The sequence below is a fragment of the Erwinia tasmaniensis Et1/99 genome (assembly GCF_000026185.1).
Taxonomy (GTDB): Bacteria; Pseudomonadota; Gammaproteobacteria; order Enterobacterales; family Enterobacteriaceae; genus Erwinia; species Erwinia tasmaniensis.
In genome coordinates this window covers 533,500-549,840 of record NC_010694.1, presented here as the reverse complement: position 1 = coordinate 549,840, position 16,341 = coordinate 533,500, and the positions used below count along the sequence as shown (strand labels likewise).

General features: G+C 55.9%; 14 protein-coding genes. 5 read left to right on the top strand and 9 right to left on the bottom strand.

Going from position 1 to position 16,341, the window contains the following annotated elements:
• Window positions 1-149 precede the first annotated feature (149 nt).
• Window positions 150-443: a hypothetical protein gene (locus ETA_RS20650; RefSeq protein WP_042958590.1), complete on the top strand. Its 294-nt coding sequence runs from the start codon at window positions 150-152 to the stop codon at window positions 441-443.
• Here the strand turns inward: ETA_RS20650 and ETA_RS03490 are convergent.
• Genes ETA_RS03490 through ETA_RS03470 form a run of 5 tightly spaced genes read right to left on the bottom strand, consistent with a single transcriptional unit; the run spans window position 423 to window position 5,196 of the window.
• Window positions 423-1,316: a MurR/RpiR family transcriptional regulator gene (locus ETA_RS03490; RefSeq protein ID WP_012440230.1), complete on the bottom strand. Its 894-nt coding sequence runs from the start codon at window positions 1,314-1,316 to the stop codon at window positions 423-425. The genes ETA_RS20650 and ETA_RS03490 overlap by 21 nt on opposite strands.
• Window positions 1,313-2,269, bottom strand: coding sequence for an iron-siderophore ABC transporter substrate-binding protein (locus ETA_RS03485; RefSeq protein ID WP_012440229.1), 957 nt, complete (start codon window positions 2,267-2,269; stop codon window positions 1,313-1,315). Before ETA_RS03485 ends, ETA_RS03490 begins: the two co-directional genes overlap by 4 nt.
• 22 nt (window positions 2,270-2,291) lie before the next feature.
• A complete protein-coding gene (locus tag ETA_RS03480) occupies window positions 2,292-3,344 on the bottom strand; it encodes a FecCD family ABC transporter permease (protein ID WP_012440228.1) in 1,053 nt (350 codons plus the stop codon).
• Complete coding sequence (locus ETA_RS03475; protein ID WP_012440227.1) at window positions 3,341-4,354, bottom strand: FecCD family ABC transporter permease; 1,014 nt, start codon at window positions 4,352-4,354, stop codon at window positions 3,341-3,343. The genes ETA_RS03480 and ETA_RS03475 overlap by 4 nt, the downstream gene beginning before the upstream one ends.
• Window positions 4,351-5,196, bottom strand: a complete 846-nt coding sequence (locus ETA_RS03470; protein ID WP_012440226.1) for an ABC transporter ATP-binding protein — start codon at window positions 5,194-5,196, stop codon at window positions 4,351-4,353. Before ETA_RS03470 ends, ETA_RS03475 begins: the two co-directional genes overlap by 4 nt.
• A 451-nt stretch (window positions 5,197-5,647) precedes the next feature.
• Here ETA_RS03470 and ETA_RS03465 point away from each other — a divergent pair, with 451 nt between their 5' ends.
• On the top strand, window positions 5,648-7,822 hold the full coding sequence (locus tag ETA_RS03465; RefSeq protein ID WP_012440225.1) for a TonB-dependent siderophore receptor: 2,175 nt from the start codon (window positions 5,648-5,650) through the stop codon (window positions 7,820-7,822).
• Between the two features lie 661 nt (window positions 7,823-8,483).
• Complete coding sequence (gene ftnA / locus ETA_RS03460) at window positions 8,484-8,996, top strand: non-heme ferritin (protein WP_012440224.1); 513 nt, start codon at window positions 8,484-8,486, stop codon at window positions 8,994-8,996.
• Window positions 8,997-9,064: 68 nt separating this feature from the next.
• Here the strand turns inward: ftnA and ETA_RS03455 are convergent, their stop codons facing one another.
• The 3 genes from ETA_RS03455 to ETA_RS03445 form a co-directional block, all read right to left on the bottom strand.
• Window positions 9,065-10,195: an ABC transporter substrate-binding protein gene (locus ETA_RS03455; protein WP_012440223.1), complete on the bottom strand. Its 1,131-nt coding sequence runs from the start codon at window positions 10,193-10,195 to the stop codon at window positions 9,065-9,067.
• Between the two features lie 195 nt (window positions 10,196-10,390).
• The gene (locus ETA_RS03450; protein ID WP_012440222.1) at window positions 10,391-11,653 is read right to left on the bottom strand and encodes an acid phosphatase; all 1,263 of its coding nucleotides are present in this window, start codon (window positions 11,651-11,653) and stop codon (window positions 10,391-10,393) included.
• A gap of 111 nt (window positions 11,654-11,764) precedes the next feature.
• Window positions 11,765-13,492, bottom strand: a complete 1,728-nt coding sequence (locus ETA_RS03445; RefSeq protein ID WP_012440221.1) for a lysophospholipid acyltransferase family protein — start codon at window positions 13,490-13,492, stop codon at window positions 11,765-11,767.
• Window positions 13,493-13,851: 359 nt separating this feature from the next.
• On the opposite strand from ETA_RS03445, the gene ETA_RS03440 reads away from it, so the two are divergent.
• Both ETA_RS03440 and ETA_RS03435 read left to right on the top strand, forming a co-directional pair.
• Window positions 13,852-14,757 carry a winged helix-turn-helix domain-containing protein gene (locus ETA_RS03440; RefSeq protein ID WP_012440220.1) on the top strand — a complete coding sequence of 302 codons (906 nt, stop codon included), beginning with the start codon at window positions 13,852-13,854 and terminating at the stop codon, window positions 14,755-14,757.
• Window positions 14,732-15,190 (top strand): hypothetical protein, encoded by a 459-nt coding sequence (locus ETA_RS03435; RefSeq protein WP_012440219.1) that lies wholly within the window; start codon window positions 14,732-14,734, stop codon window positions 15,188-15,190. Before ETA_RS03440 ends, ETA_RS03435 begins: the two co-directional genes overlap by 26 nt.
• Before the next feature lies 1 nt (window position 15,191).
• Here ETA_RS03435 and ETA_RS03430 read toward each other — a convergent pair whose 3' ends face one another.
• Window positions 15,192-16,187, bottom strand: a complete 996-nt coding sequence (locus ETA_RS03430; protein WP_042959245.1) for a lysozyme inhibitor LprI family protein — start codon at window positions 16,185-16,187, stop codon at window positions 15,192-15,194.
• Window positions 16,188-16,341: the final 154 nt, after the last annotated feature.

Sequence of the window (16,341 nt, the reverse complement as noted above, 5' to 3'; positions counted from 1 at the left end):
GTGATATTTATTATTTTCTTTTAGGATCAATAGCGTTGCATAAAGGGAAAATGACGGCTACAAACAAAAAGGTATATCAACTGATAAATAGTGCATAAGTAAAACATCTGCATTGCGTGGAGCGATTCGTTGTTGGCAGGGCAGCACCGATGCTGCGTACCCATGACCCACACAACGATGAAAAAGTGACGTTAATCCACAACGCGCTGGAAGAGTGTCGCGCAGAGCATGCGGTATTTGATAAAGGCGAAACTCGGCGCTGGCTGAAAGCGAACCCGAAGCTCAGCGTGATTTATCAGCCTGTTTATTCGCCGGGGGAAATGAGGAACAACGGCATACGGCAGCCGCCGATACATGTCCGCGCCCTGCCGCGCCGCGACAAACCGCTTACGTCATCTTCCGCCGGCATTTTTTTCAGTCAATCACCCCTTCCTGCCCCCTGACTTGCCAATCCCCCGGTGCAGATCCTGAATACGCTTCATTGATTTCATGGTTTTTTGCGGCGTGGTTGAGGCCACCGACATCACCAGCATCTCCAGACACAGCAGCACCGAACCGTGCAAAGGTACCCTGCCGTTCTCACCGCCACGCGGCACGCCGATCACCGTATGCGCCTCGCGGCTGAAACGCGAGTCGGGCGCGTTGGTCAGAAGTATCACCGGGATCCCCAGACGGCGCGCCTCACCTAACGTGGTCAATCCTTCACGGTGCGCCGACTTTTGCCCCATCATAATCAGCACGTCGCCGCGCTGCATGTTCAGCAGTTGTTCAGCCAGCAGGATACCCGTCCGGTTAAGCACGCTGGCGGGGGTGCCGATTCGGGTAAACAGCCTGGCGGTGTACTCCGCCAGAATGCCGGAAGCGCCGATGCCGAAAATCGCCACCTGCCGGGCTTCCGCCAGCAGCGCCACCGCCTGTGCCATCGCCGCGCGGTTATGGGGGGCACTCAACGCCTCACAGGCACGCTGATGCCCATCAACCACAAAATCAATGCTGGCGTTAATATCGCTGGCCAGCGCGCCAACCGTGGTGTTCATCTTTTCCGCCGAGTTGATCCCCGGCCCGAAAAAACGCTCGATGGTCAGCTTCACATCACGCAGCCCGGCGAAGCCCAGCGCCTGCACGGCGCGGATCACCGTGGCATCCGAGCTCTGCGTCGCCGCCGCAATCTCCAGCGCGGTGCATTCCAGCACCCTGTGACGATGCTCGTTGATATAGCTGGCAACCGCAAACAGCCTTGGCGACAGCTGGTGAGCACGGGCGCGAAAGCGGTCGCCCAGCAGATCAACACGCCTGCGCGCCTCGGACAGGCTCATTTATTCTCCATTTGCGCCGGCAGCGGGCGGCCGGAAATCTGCGACTGTACCTGGGCCACCAGCAGCGCGAGGGCAGCAAAAGAGTTTGAAATCACCTCATCGCGCGACAGTAAAATATAATTTCCACGCCGACAGGCGGTTAAAAACTCGCAAAATCCCGGCAGCACGCGATTCATCTCCGCCAGCTCGTCCGCCGGTTTCCCGCCGGTATCGGCACGCCAGGTATCAAAAACAAAATCGGCATCCAGCTCCGGCAGACGCTCCGCGCTAACGTCAATGCGCCCACCGTCCGGGATCGCATCGATCAGCGGCGGAAAGCGAAAGCCCGCATCGCGCAGAACGCGTCCCAGCGAATGGTAGCTGTGATGAACGGTGATCTTGCCATTATTCGCCTGTAGCACCGCAACGCGGGTATGTTGCGTATCAACCACGTGCTTCAGCTGGGCGACCTGCTGCTGGTAACGGCGTTCAAGGATCGCCAGCTGCGCCTGGCGTCCGGTTAGCTGTGCCAGCTTGCGATAGATCGCCGGTGCGCCTCCCGTCAGATGATCGATACTGACCGTGGGTGCGATCTTCTCCAGCTGCTCCACCGCCACGTTGCGGTTGGGCTCGGTGATAATCAGATCCGGTTTGGCTGCGGCAATCGCCTCAATATCCATATCGGCAGTGCCGATAAACTGAATGTCTGAGTTATCAAAATCGACCCCGGTCAGCAATGCGCTGGAACGCAGAAAATGGCTGCCGTCCGGCCGGGTACGCCCGTGGCTTGCCACCGGCGGTACGCCCAGTTCAATCAGCGGAATGGTGATATCCAGATCGTGCAACGAGACGATGCGCTGTGGGTGCAGCGGAACGTTGACGGTTCGCCCCAAATCGTCGGTAAACGACTGGGTTGATGTTGCGGCCGCGGCGGCGCTTGTCAGCAGCAGCAGGAAAGTGAACAGAAGACGCATAAAGACTCCATGCAGCAAAGGGTTAAAACGCGTCACGACGACGCCAGAGCAACAGCAGGAAAAACGGCCCACCGACCAGTGCCATCACGATACCCGCCGGGATTTGCAGCGGGGCGAACGCCAGCCGCCCCAGGGTATCAGCCACCAGCACCAGCAGCGCACCCAGCAGCGCGCTGCCGCTGAGCAAGGTCACCTGCCCGCCGCGCAGCAGGAAACGTGCCATATGTGGCGCGATCAGCCCGACAAATCCGAGACTGCCAACGCAGGAGACGCTGGCCGCCGTCAGCAGTACTGGAGCGGTGAAACGCCACAGCGCCAGCCGCGCTATCTGCACGCCCAGTCCGGTGGCCGCCGGGTTACCCAGCGCCACCACGTCAGAAGCACGGGCGGTGAGGAACAGGATCAGCGCTCCCGGCAGCGCCCAGCCTGCCGCCACCGCCAGCAGTGGCCAGGTCGCCGCGTGCAGGCTGCCCGCCATCCACACCAGCGCCGTCTGCACGTCACGCACCTCTGCGGTAGTGATAAATACGCCAATTCCGGCCGCGAACAGCCACGAAACGCCGATTCCGACCAGGATAAAGCGCGGACGCGATATATCCCGCGCCAGCAACACCACCAGTAATGCCACCAGCAGGCCCCCCGCCATGCCGGCCAGCGGCCGCCACAGCAGGCTAAGCCCTGGGAATAACAGGATCAGCGTCAGCACTACCGCGCTGGTGCCCTCTTTCACCCCAATCAGCCCCGGATCGGCCAGGCCGTTGCGGGCTATCGACTGCATCGCCGCCCCGGCCATGCCGAGCATGGCGCCGCTCAACGCCGCCATCAGTAAACGCGGCAGCCGGATATCCCACACGATAAAGTGCTGCTGCGCGGGCAGCGCCTCCGGGTACAACAACGCCCGGCCAATCGCCGATGCCGGGACCGGCAGGGAACCCTGGGTCACGCCCAGTATCACCAGCCCCAGCAGTACGCCGATGAGCAGCAGGCACAGCGCCAGTACGCGCGGGCGTAGCAGCAGGGTATAGGGTCCAAGCTGCACGGGCCTGAAGCCAGCGCGCCGTGTGATGGGCCTCATTTAAATAACCTTGCGGCAATAAAGATAAATACCGGTGCGCCGACCAGCGCGGTCATGACCCCGGTTGCCAGCTCCTGCGGCGCAAGCAGCATACGCGCCGCGATATCGGCCAGCAGCATCAGCAGCGCTCCGCACAGGGCCGAGAGCGGCACCGCCAGCCGGATATCTTCGGCGCACGCCCGGCGCACGATATGGGGCACCAGCAGGCCGATAAAGCCCACCGGTCCTGCCATCGATACCGCCGCTCCGCATAATAAGGCGGTAGACGCCAGGCCGAGCAGGCGCGTACGGGCGATATTGACCCCCAATCCGCTGGCCACCCTGTCGCCGAGCGCCAGCAGGTTCAGCCGTGGGGCAATCCATACTGCCAGCAGTAGCCCCAACAGCGCCGGAAACGCCGCCGCGCGCGTGACTTCCCAGCTCTGCCCGGCCAGGTCGCCCGCCAGCCAGGTGCGCATCGCCAGCAGGGTCTGCTCGTCAAGGATCAGGATGGCGGCGGTGACAGAAGAAGCAAATGCCGAGAGCGCCACGCCGCACAGGGTCACCTTCAGCGGCGTCAGCCCGCTGCGCCCGGCCGAGGCCAGCAGCATCACCACGGCAAACAGCAGCGCGGCACCACAGGCGGCGATCGGCGGCCGTGCGGTTAACAGGCCGCCTCCGCTGACGCCCAGCGCCGTGCTGGCCACAACCGCCAGCGCTGCCCCGGCATTCAGGCCGAGGATATGCGGCTCGCCAAGGGGATTTCGCAGAACCGATTGCAGCATCATTCCGGCCACGCCCAGCGCTGCCCCGGTCAACAGCGCGCTGAGCAGCCTCAGCAGGCGCAGGTCAACAATCACCCGGTGGTCAAAGTTGCGCGGGTCATACTCCAGCAATGCGCGTATCACGGACTGCGGCGCAATATAGCGCGTCCCCAGCCCAAGATGGAGCACCGCGCAGCCGGATAACAGCACGCACAGAACGATTGCCATCAGCCTCGTTCGGGGATCGCGGCGGGGTAGCGCACTCATCCCCCCACCTCATCACGGCGGCGAAACGGCATAAAGAAAGGCCGACCGGTTAACGGGTTGACCGACATCTGCACCTCAACGTCAAACACGCTTTTAATCAACGCCGCGCTACAGTTTTCCGCCTCGCTCACGATGCCCGCCAGCCGCCCGCGTTTAAGAAACACCAGCGTATCGGCATAGTTCAGCGCGAAGTTAAGGTCGTGCAGCACCACCACAACCGTGCGCCCGTGCCGCCGCGTCAGATCGCTTAGCAGCTCAAGGATCTCCACCTGATAGCGCAGGTCGAGGAAGGTCGTCGGCTCATCCAGCAGGATGGTGGCGGTTTGCTGCGCCAGCGCCATCGCGATCCAGCAGCGCTGCCGCTGGCCGCCGGAGAGGCTGTCAACCGGCAAATGGGCTAAGTCCAGCGTGCCGGTCAGGCGCATGGCATCGTTTACCGCCTGCTCATCCTGTGCCGACCACTGGCGCATAAAGTGCTGCCAGGGATAACGCCCGCGTGATACCAGCTCAAATACCGTCAGTCCTTCCGGCAGCAGCGGTGACTGTGGCAGCATGCCAAGCTGGCGCGCCACGGCTTTGGTAGGCTGATGATGGATGGATTTACCGTCCAGACGTACGCTGCCGCCGAGCGGGTTAAGCATACGCGCAATAGTGGTCAACAACGTGGATTTCCCGGAGCCGTTAGCCCCGACCAGTACCGTCAGCTTCCCACGGGGAATGGTCAGGCTGACATCATCAACAATGCGCTGTTTACCGTAGCCGGCTGACAGCCGATCGAGGACGATACCCTGTTCTGTGGGCGCGCCGTATGCGCCAACATCGTTTTCCACCTGCTGTGGCATGTCCAACTCCTGCTGCGCACGGCATGGCGATAAAGCCCGTGCGTACATAGCGATTAAATAAAAATAAATCTCATTCTCTTTTGCGATCATGCGGAGAACGGCTGTAGTAGTCAAGAATTAAAGCCCTGCTTATCAGTCGGATTTATTACCTCTAACCATGCTGCGAAATGAAAACGAATTACAAACCCATCCTATTGATAAAATACGATTTAAATAAAAAAATACGCACTGTTAGTGGGCCATTAAGCCGCTTATTTACCGTCGTATTATTTGTTATTTCTTTCGTTTACTACTACATCACTACATGTTTGAATGATTCTCAATTACATATCTGCGCCACGTCAGGCGGACATAACAGATAGAAAAGCGCTGATGCCATTGGACGGGCAATGACTTTACCAACCCCTTCTCATTTAACTGAAAAATGCGAAGCCTGCGGGAAATAACATAAATGACAGAGTTAATACCTTCTTTTCTGGGGAAAAAAGGGCGTGAATTATTTTCAGTGCTGTTTATCGGGGCGCTGAGCACACCGACGGCGATGGCGGAAAAAAAACCGCCCTCCGCGGTCAGCACGGCCGCCAGCGATGGCGGCACCCTGACGGTCGAAGCCAGCAGCTCCGCTGCCGATACGCCGATGACTTCCGGCTATCAGCCGCTGAATTCCTCAACCGCCACCCTGACTACCCTGCCGCTGCTGGATATTCCCCAGGTGGTGAACACCGTCAGCGACAGGGTGATTGCCGACCAGCATGCCACCACGCTGGACGAGGTGTTGAACAACGTCAGTAACGTGGTGCAGACCAATACACTCGGCGGCACCCAGGACGCGTTTGTACGCCGGGGGTTCGGCAGTAATCGTGACGGTTCGGTGATGACCAACGGCCTGAAAACCGTGCTGCCGCGCAGTTTCAATGCCGCCACGGAGCGCGTTGAGGTTCTGAAGGGCCCGGCCTCCACCCTGTACGGCATTCTCGATCCGGGCGGCTTGATCAACGTGGTGACTAAACGGCCAGAAACCACCTTCGGCGGCTCCCTTCAGGCAACCTCAACCAGTTTTGGCGGCGGAACCGGCAGCGTTGATATTACAGGGCCGATTGAAGGCACCCGCCTGGCGTATCGCCTGATTGGCTCTTATCAGCATGAGGACTACTGGCGCAACTTTGGCAAGGAGCGCGGCAGCTTTATCGCCCCGTCACTGAGCTGGTTCGGCGACGATGCCACCGTAAACATCTCTTATTCACACCGTAACTACTCTACGCCTTTTGACCGCGGCACCATTTTTGATTTAAACACCGGCCATGCGGTGAACGTCAGTCGTGAAACGCGTTTTGACGAGGCGTATAACGTCACCGACGGCGCGTCCGATCTCGCGCAGCTGAACGCCGAATACCGTATTGATAACCAGTGGACCGCAAAATTCGATTACAGCTTCAGCCAGGACAAGTACAGCGATAATCAGGCGCGCGTGATGGCCTACGATGCCACCAGCGGCACGCTGACACGGCGCGTTGACGCAACCCAGGGATCGACCCAGCGCCAGCACGCGGCACGCGCCGATCTACAGGGCAATGTGAACATCGGCGGGTTCTATAATGAGATCCTGACCGGGATCGCCTACGAGAACTACGATCTGCTGCGTACCGATATGATCCGCTGTAAAAACGTGAAAGATTTCAATATCTACCGTCCATCCTACGGTTCGACAGGAACCTGTAGCAGCGTGTCGGCCTCCGACAGCGATCAGCGTATCCAGCAGGTGAGCTACTCTGCCTACGTCCAGGATGCGCTCTACCTGACCGACAGGTGGATTGCGGTCAGCGCCGTGCGCTACCAGTATTTCACCGAATTTGCCGGAAAAGGCCGTCCGTTTAACACCAATACCGACAGCCGTGACAGCGCCTGGGTACCAAAATTTGGCCTGGTCTACAAAGCAACGCCAAACGTATCGCTGTTTGGTAACGTTTCGCGTTCGTTTATGCCGCAGTATTCGATTGCCAGCTATATCGGTGAGCTGCCGCCGGAAACCGCTACGGCTTATGAGGTGGGGGCCAAATTCGATCTGTTCAGCGGCGTGACCGCTAACGTTACGCTGTTTAATATCGACAAGCGCAATGTGCTGTACACCGAGACGGTCGGTGACGAAAGCGTGGCGAAAACCGCCGGTAAAGTCCGTTCACGCGGCGTTGAGGTGGACGTTGCCGGTGCGTTAACGCAGAACGTTAACCTGATCGCCAGCTACGGCTATACCGATGCCAAAGTACTGGAAGATCCCGATTATAAAGGCAAGGTGCTGCCTAACGTTCCGCGCCACACCGGATCGCTGTTCCTGACGTACGATTTCCATAACGTTATCGGCGGCAATACGCTGACCGTTGGCGGCGGTGGCCATGCGGTGAGCCGCCGTTCGGGTGACAACGCTGAAAACTACTCATTACAGGGCTATGCGGTGGCCGATGCGTTTGCCGCTTACAAAATTAAGACGCGGCATCCGGTGACCCTGCAAGTTAACGTCAAGAACCTGTTCGACAAGACGTATTACACCTCATCTATCGCCACCAACAATCTGTCCAACCAGATTGGCGATCCGCGTGAGGTGCAGTTTACCGTGAAGATGGATTTCTAACCGCCTGCCTTGGCCAGAGTCGACTGAAAACAGAGGTCGATTCTGGCTTAATCAGCCATGAAGGATTACCCTCCCCCCCGCTGCCATACTCCTGGCGGATCACATTAGCTCTCATTTCACCCGCGTCGATGCAGATTAAACATTTCGCTAATTCGTTTATAGCCAGATCGTCTGCATTGATATATTTACAGCGTTTATTTTTACCCATCGGTGATAACGACACGATCGAAATAAAGAGATAAAAAACAGCCTCTGACGTTTCTAAAAAGTGGACTGGTTCCTGTTAGTAATAAACGACGGCTTTTATATTTTGCATTTTTTCAGCCAGATCGCGATAACGAATCATCCCGGTCAGGTATTTTTTGCTGTGATCCCCCCGCCCTGGCACAAAGCGCCGCCAGACCCGCCGGCACGCTGAAAGACAGCACCAGGGCAGGACGGCAGAGGCCCGCGCATCCTTAATAAGAATGGTTATCAGACTTATTTAAACTATTAATGAAAGGGGTTTAAATAATGGAATGATTATCAATAACTTTAAAAAAACGAAACGGGAATATTAATTTAGCCACTGCTATAATTAATCATGTTTATTTGCGCACAACATGTGCATAATGCACCGAAATCACCTGTTCAATACTGCCCATAGGGTAAAGGAGTCACCATGCTGACTAACGAAATGACCGCTCAGCTGAACGATCAGCTGAATCTGGAATTCTATTCTGCCAACCTGTACCTGCAGATGAGCGCATGGTGCAACAACAAAGGATTTGAAGGCGCTGCCGCTTTCCTACATGAGCATTCGGTAGAAGAGATGCAGCATATGCAGCGTCTGTTTAACTACCTGAGCGATACCGGCGCAATGCCGGTGCTGGGGACTATTGATGCGCCCCCGGTAACCTTTAACTCTCTGCACGAAGTGCTGGAGCAGGCGTATCAGCACGAGCAGCTGATCACCGCCAAGATCAATGAGCTGGCACATTCCGCGATCACCACTCAGGATTACTCAACGTTCAACTTCCTGCAGTGGTATGTCGCCGAGCAGCACGAAGAAGAGAAACTGTTCAAATCCGTGCTGGATAAACTGGCGCTGGTCGGTAACAGCGGTCAGGCCCTGTTCTTCGTGGATAAAGACCTGAAGAAAATGAGCGAGCCCGGCGCACATCCTCAGGCTTAAGCCTTCAGCGACTTCGCTTAAAAAAGGCGGCCCTGTTTCAGCGGCCGCCTTTTTTTATGCCGCCGCGCTTACCGCGCGCTCGCCGGCAATGTCACCCAGTAGCCAGGCTGATAATCTATCGGCAGGAAACGCTGATAAAACTCACGGAAAGTCGCATCCGGGTCGATATCTTTAAACAGCTCGGGATGCAGCCACTTGGCCAGCGCCTGAATGGCGACAAACTGATACGGGCTGTCGTAGAACTGGTGCCAGATAGCGTGCGCGTTGCCATCAGTGGCAACCGGCAAAGTACGGAATGCGGGCCGCGCCATCAGTGCGGTCAAACGCTGGCGGGCAACGGCTAAATCAGCCCCGGGCCCAACCCCCACCCAGCCGCCTGCGGTATTGTAGTTTTTCCAGTTGGCCCCGGTGACCACCACCACATCCGGACGCGCGGCAATAATCTGTTCGGGATTGAGCATGCCAAAGGTGCCGGGGATCAGCTCTTTGGCGATGTTGACGCCTCCGGCAACTTCAACCATGCGGCCAAAGTTCTCATCACCGAATGACATGCAGCACTCTTCCGTGTAGCCCCCCGCACGGTCCAGCATCACCTTCGGTCGTTTGCCCTGGAAGTTTTTCAGTCGGTCAGTCACGATATCGATCTGCCGCTGGCGAAAGGCAACGATCTCTTCCGCTCGCGCTGACTTACCCACCAGCTGTCCCATGATGCGAATACTTTTTTCAGCATTTTCGAAGGGCTTTTCACGAAAGTCGATAAACACAACCGGGATGCCCAGCTTGCTGAGTTTCTCGGTCAGTTTGGACTCGTCGGTCGCGGCTTTAGACTCAAGGTTCATCAGCACCAAATCAGGTTTCAGCGTCAGAGCCTGTTCAATGTTAAAGGTGCCGTCCTTCGCGCCGCCAAAGGTCGGTAAGGTGGCAATAGACGGATATTTCTTGGCGTAAATCTGATAGCTGTCGAAATCGGCCTTGGGCAGATCGTCACGCCAGCCGACCACGCGTTTAAATGGCGCATCGGTATCAAAGGCGGCTAGCAGATAAATCTGTCGTCCTTCTCCGAGGATCACTCGCTGTACTTCGGACTTAATTTCAACTTTACGCCCGCTGACGTCTTCCACCACGAAGGGTGCCGCCAGAAGCGTCGCTGACGTGAGCAAACCGCCAGCCAAAACCCATAATTTACCCCAGAATGTCATAGCCAACCCCATACAAAAGAAAATGATTATTATTATCAATCCCAAAGCTGCCCCCGGATGCTACGACGAATAAAAAGCAATGACAATATGTGTCAGGAAATTTCTTAAGATGTCTGGGGGCGGGAAGAAGAGATAGAGCAGATATGGGCGAAGGTGCCGGGGTATAGCAGCCTGCGCCCATTTTATCGATGGTGGTTAGCGCGCTGCGGCTACCGCATCGTGCAGGTTCAGGCGCTGCCAGAAGCTCTGGTCGGCATTTCCCGACAGCGGATAGCCGCCCGCCAGCGCCGTCTTCACCATCAGCTGACGGCGCTGCGCCGCACTAAGATGAGGTAACGGCGCTTCCAGCAGCACTTCAGCCCCTTGCGGCACCACCAGCGGTGACGGCGCTGCCGTTTCGCGCGGCAGGTTGTAGGTGAGGGTAAAGCGGTAGAAGGTCTGCATGGATGCCGCCGCGTAAGGATCGTCTTTTAACGGCACTTTCGCACAGGCAGATAGCGACATACCGCACTCTTTCTCCAGCGCCGTACGTAACTGCCGTTTCGCCTCATCGAACAGGGAACGATACTGCGGATCGTTAAGATAATGTGCCAGGTTACGCTGCGCCACCATGCGCGAACCCATGACGTCCAGCGGGTAGTGTACGCCGAGCACAACGCGCGAATAGCCGTAGCGCGCCGCGCGATCCACCAACGGAACAAAGCGTTCCGGCACCATTTGAGCCATCAGCAGCGCATCGGTATAGCCAGTATTGGTATGGCCGCTAGGGAAGGCGCCGCCGTCCGCCGTGTACGGATGGTTATCTTTGACGATGGCGCTGTCCGGTACAAGATGGATCGTGTTAGCTGGGATCAGGAACGGGCGCGGATAGCCAAAATGCTTTTTCGCTTCGCTGGTGCTGACCTCGCTGGCCTTGATCAGCGCCGCGGCTTTGCTTAACTCACCTTTGTTATAGGCGCGGATAAAAGCCTGCCCAAGCCGAGGCCCCAGCGCATCGGCCAGGAAAAAGAGATAATTCTGTCCTTCGGCGTCGACCAGCGCCTGCTGCCGCAGTCCGCTGGTCGCATTGAGATTGATCGTTTCCACCGTTGCCAGGTTCTGCCGCAGCGTATTTTTAGGCAGACTGCTAAAGGTTTCCAGCAGGGCAATCCCCGCCTGCTGCTGCTCTTTTTTCGCAAAATCGTAGCCGGTGGATTTCAACCAGGCCTTATCTGCCAGCGCCTGGCCCTGCCCGGCACCCTCCAGCTGGCTGCGGGTTAGCGTGCCGCTCTCGCCTTTGATGCTGTCGAGCAGCGAACGATGTATTTGATTTTCCAGTTCAACAAAAGCAGTACTTCTGCCAGCCGCGGTGGTTTCATTCGCCATCGCCGCCACCTGCGGCAGATCGGCGGCGTTTTTAGCCTGGGTAAATGGGCTGAGCAACAGTGCGGCGGTCAGTAACGTGAAGCGAAAACGCATAAATTATCCTTTTTATCATCATAAATTTAACCTTGCCGACAGGCAGGCTAAGGGCAAAAGATGACGTTTTTATGGCAATTCATATTCGGTAACAGATAAGTCCCCGGGATTTTATCCGGCGCTGTCCTGCTTCGATGTCGGCTGATGAGGTGCGATATAGCGCTGGTAGCGGCTCTCTTTCAACATCGTGATATCGACCAGGACCAGTCCATCAATACAGTGATTAAAATCCGGATCGCAGCCAAAATCGATGAACTGCACCCCGCCCGCTTCGCACAATTCGGAATATTGTTTGTATAAAGGTGGGATCGCGCTGCCGAGGTTGCCCAGCAGCTGCTTTAATCGCTTCAAATCCTCGCCGTAATTATCGCCGCTGAACTGCGCCAGCACAGCCGGTAGAGAAGCCGGATAAGGTCGGCGCGAGGTCGCCAGCGGCAGCTCAGCCGCAAAGTACAGGCGATAAAACGCAACCAGCAGATCGCGTGCCGCCAGCGGCAGACTGCCGGAGATAGACACCGGGCCAAAAAGATAGCGATACTGCGGGTACCTCGCCAGATAAACGCCGATCCCCATCCACAAATAATCAAGACCGCGTTTACCCCAGTAGGCCGGCTGAATAAAGCTGCGCCCCAGCTCAATCCCCTGCATCAGCACCGGATCCATTCGATGGTCGTAATGAAACAGGCTATGACTGTAAATACCGTCCAGCCCTTTGTCCTCAAGCTGCCGTGCCGTAGGGATAAAACGATAGGCGCCCACGATCTCCAGGGCCGCCTCATCCCACAGGATCAGGTGATAATAATCATCGTCAAAATCGTCGAGATCGCGCCGCTTACCGCTACCCTCTCCCACCGCCCGGAAGGCAATTTCGCGCAGTCGCCCCAGTTCGCGCAGAATGGGCACATATTCTTCACCATTTCGGCGATAAAGCCAGACGGTTTTACCGTCCGGCAGCTTCCCCAGTACCTCACAGTCACCCAGCACACGTTTTAGCACCGCGCGATCTTCGGCACGCGCGATGGCCGCTTCGGTTTGGAAGAGTCCGGGTTTGCCCTGCGCAATATGGTAAAGATGTTCGCGAAAGCGGGCCGCCAGCGCCTTCGCCGGGGGACGGCCATCGTACCAGCTGGCCCAGGGGATACGCCTGCCGACGATCAGCTTTAGCCGCGTGCCGCGTTTGTTAAACATCTCTTTAAACAGCAACAGCGTCGACAGCGGCCGATACATGACGGAAGTGAGATAGAACAAAAGGCTGTTGTGACCGCTAATGTGAACCGGCACGATGGGGGCACGAAAACGCGCGGCAAGCCGTAAAAAACCGTGGTTCCACGACCTGTCCCTGATCCCCTGTTTCCCCAGGCGGGAGACCTCTCCAGCCGGGAAGAAAATCAGTACCCCCTGCTGCTCCAGCTGCTGCTGCATGCTCTCAACCTGCTGGCGGCTGGTGCGCTTGCCCATGTTGTCTACCGGCAAAATCAGGCTATCCAACGATCCCATACGGCTCAACAAACGATTAGTGACGATTTTTACATCACGCCGCACCTGTGACACCGCATGCAACATTGCCAGCCCGTCCAGAGTACCAAGAGGATGATTAGCCACAATGACCACTGGCCCATGGCTGGGAATCTGTTCCAGATCGCGCTCGCTCAGTTCACAGCTGATGTCCAAATATTCGAGCACCTGCTCGACCCTATCCAGCCCTTTCAGATGCCTGTTTCGGTGGCTGAAAAGCTGGATCTCTTTTTCATGTAGCAGATATCGCAACAGGCTTTTCTGCCAGTCCGAGGCCTGATATTCGGGACGCAAATCGTTAAGTAGGCTTTCGACGGTAAGCACAGGCTAATCTCCGGGAACGTTACCGGTACGCTACCCCGCCTAAATGACGGTTCGATATCAAAGAGATGACAAAAAAATAATTCAGCATTAAGAAAAAGACAGTCTGGTTTAGCATTCACATTCGCGTTTAATGATGTCGGTTTTTGTTACAGGAGAAAAGGAACGACATCGTCAGGCCGTCTGCACCTGACGATATAAATCATTAAATTTATCGCTGCTTTTGGCCTTAATTAATTATCAGACTTAGTAATAATAACCGTTTATAATCGGCCCGCATGCGGTGAGGATAATGTCAACTTTGACGGTGAAATCTGTTATTACGTGGATACTCACATTTATTTCGATGATATACGGCGACTATGACTGTGGATTGTATTATTAATCACTGGGGCGTTGATTTTGCTTCCGGTACTTTACTCCATCAGGACAGCGGCGAACAACGCCGTTTGGGGGAGTATCAGCTCAAGCTACTGCGCGTACTGGCGGAAAATGCCGGAAAGACTTTTTCGCGTGAAGAGTTAAATCATCTTGTCTGGGAACGACGTGTAATTGGCAATAACAGCCTGCCGAATGCCATCCATGCGCTGCGTGTAGCGCTTGAGGATGATGGCAAGCTACAGAAGGTTATCAAGACCATTCCCAAAAAGGGCTATATTCTTGAGGCCGAATTTTGTGAGATGCTCTCCAATCCCCAATCTAAGACGCAGATGTCAGAAGCCGACGCGGCGATTGAGCAACATGCGCAGGCGGAGCCCGAGCTCGAGACTGCCGTTTCGCACCCGTCGTACAGCGCCCCAGGATCTGAACATCATCAGAAGCCCGCCGCCCGTAAGCTGTGGTATTGGCTGGTGCCTTTACAGGCCGTTCTTTTAATCGCTTTGCTTGTCTGGATGCTGATACCCCGCGATTTCTGGTTCCGCACGCAAATACGCGAGCAGGACGCGGGGGTTTACAGCAATATTCGCCTGCTTGAATTACACCGCCGCAATGAGAAAACCTCTGCCGCTGGCGAATTAAGCAAACAGCTGGAGCCCGCTTTTTATTCTCTCAACCAGATTTTAAAAAACAAGCAGGTCAATATGGAGGTGTTCTTTTTTTCATCCGGCGTTTCGCTCAACTACACGCTGACGTTGAAAAGCCGCTGCGGCAGCAAGCAGCTGGCAATGAATATCGTTAACTGGCGTATGAATGGCAATCTGCTTAGCGCGTTGATCTATCGGGAAAGTGAGAGAAAGCTGAATGAAATGGCGAACTGCGTCAATTAGTTTACTGTTGGCCACCCTGGCGATAGTGCTGGTGGCCGCTCTGATGAAACGGCTGCCAGGTCAGCAGGAAGTTCTGCTGTCTTCCGAATTTGCCGCAGAGGATCTGCAACTGGGATACTACGATCTGCTGTCTCGGCAGCGTGAAGTTTATGACTCCAGTATTGTCTCCCATGACAAAACCTCGATCATGACGCTAACCAGCCCTAATGATAGCCGCTTTGTGCTTAAAATTTATTTGCAGCAGCACAACTCGATTTTTAAAGGCGTCACGTTTGATTATCAGCTGGTTTATTTTGCAGAGAGCCATCAGGCGCGCATGATCAAAAGCATTATTGGGGATTCCGGGCGTAACGGGATTGCATTTGTCACGCTTCATTTTGAAGACAAACGCCTGATCGTTACGCCCTCGGGGCAGATCTACAGCTACCGTTAAATTAACGATCGATAAACCTCGCCTGCCAGTTGGCGAGGGTTTTGGGGAGCGTCTTTTTATCGTTTTCGGTGGTCACGTAGTGCAGCTTTACCCCCTTTCCTTCATCCGCTGGCTCCAGGCGTAGCGCCCATATTTTTCCCTGTGGGCTGGTCATTATCATCGCCGCTTTTCGATTCGCCAGACCTTTTACCCACAGAACCATCACGGTTGCCCCAATATTGTCGAGATCCCTTCCTCTGGCAAAATCCGTAGCGGTATCGACATACTGCTGATAATCCGTACCCACCAGCTGGCGGAATTTATCATCCGTTGCCCGATCGGTGAAAATCCCGATACTGAGCAAGGTCGCGGGCGGACGCGGATCGGTCTGGCCCTTTATATAGATACCGTCAATGGCCATCTCACCCGGCAAGAGCAGGCTGCAACTGCCGGCGCTATCACTACTGACTTTTAACCTGCCGTCTGCCAGCGGCACCAGAATAATGGCGCAATCTCCACCCCAGTTAATTTTATCGGTAAAACCAACGCCGGAATAACGGTGCACATCGCCCGCGAAAACCGAGTGGTTGACGCCGCCTTTTACGTTGCCATCCATATGGAATTGCTGACCGTCGTATCCGCTAATCAGGATATTGCCGCTGCTGCCAGAGGGGGCGGTGCTGTTCCACCACATCCCTTCCCAGTCAAACGGACGATCGGCCCCGTACAGCTGGCCAATCTGCCTGAGATAAGCGCCGCGAAGGCAGCGGGTATTGGTACACCAGGGCGATCCCTGACGCTGGGGCGCAACCAGCAGAGCGGCATGATGTGGATCTTCAGTCATCCGCTGATGGAAAGCATCATTGTACAGCCGATCGAGCCAGAGCAACTGGGGATTCGTACAGACGGTGTATTCCGCCATATTTGACGTTCGCCCACAGTCCAGAGCACGTGCCGGATCTATCGCGGCTATCAGCCACGCGAAAACGAATAATGGAAGGATTTTTTTTAACGTCATTTTTTCACCCACTATGAGGCATGCGCACAGCCCCTGCATGAAGCCGAGAGTCTACACATTGCGATGTCAGCTGGCTACTTCGCACTGGGACATAGGCCACTGTTATAACTTATTTAACCTAAACTGTGTCTGCCGTTATGACTGAAACCAGGGT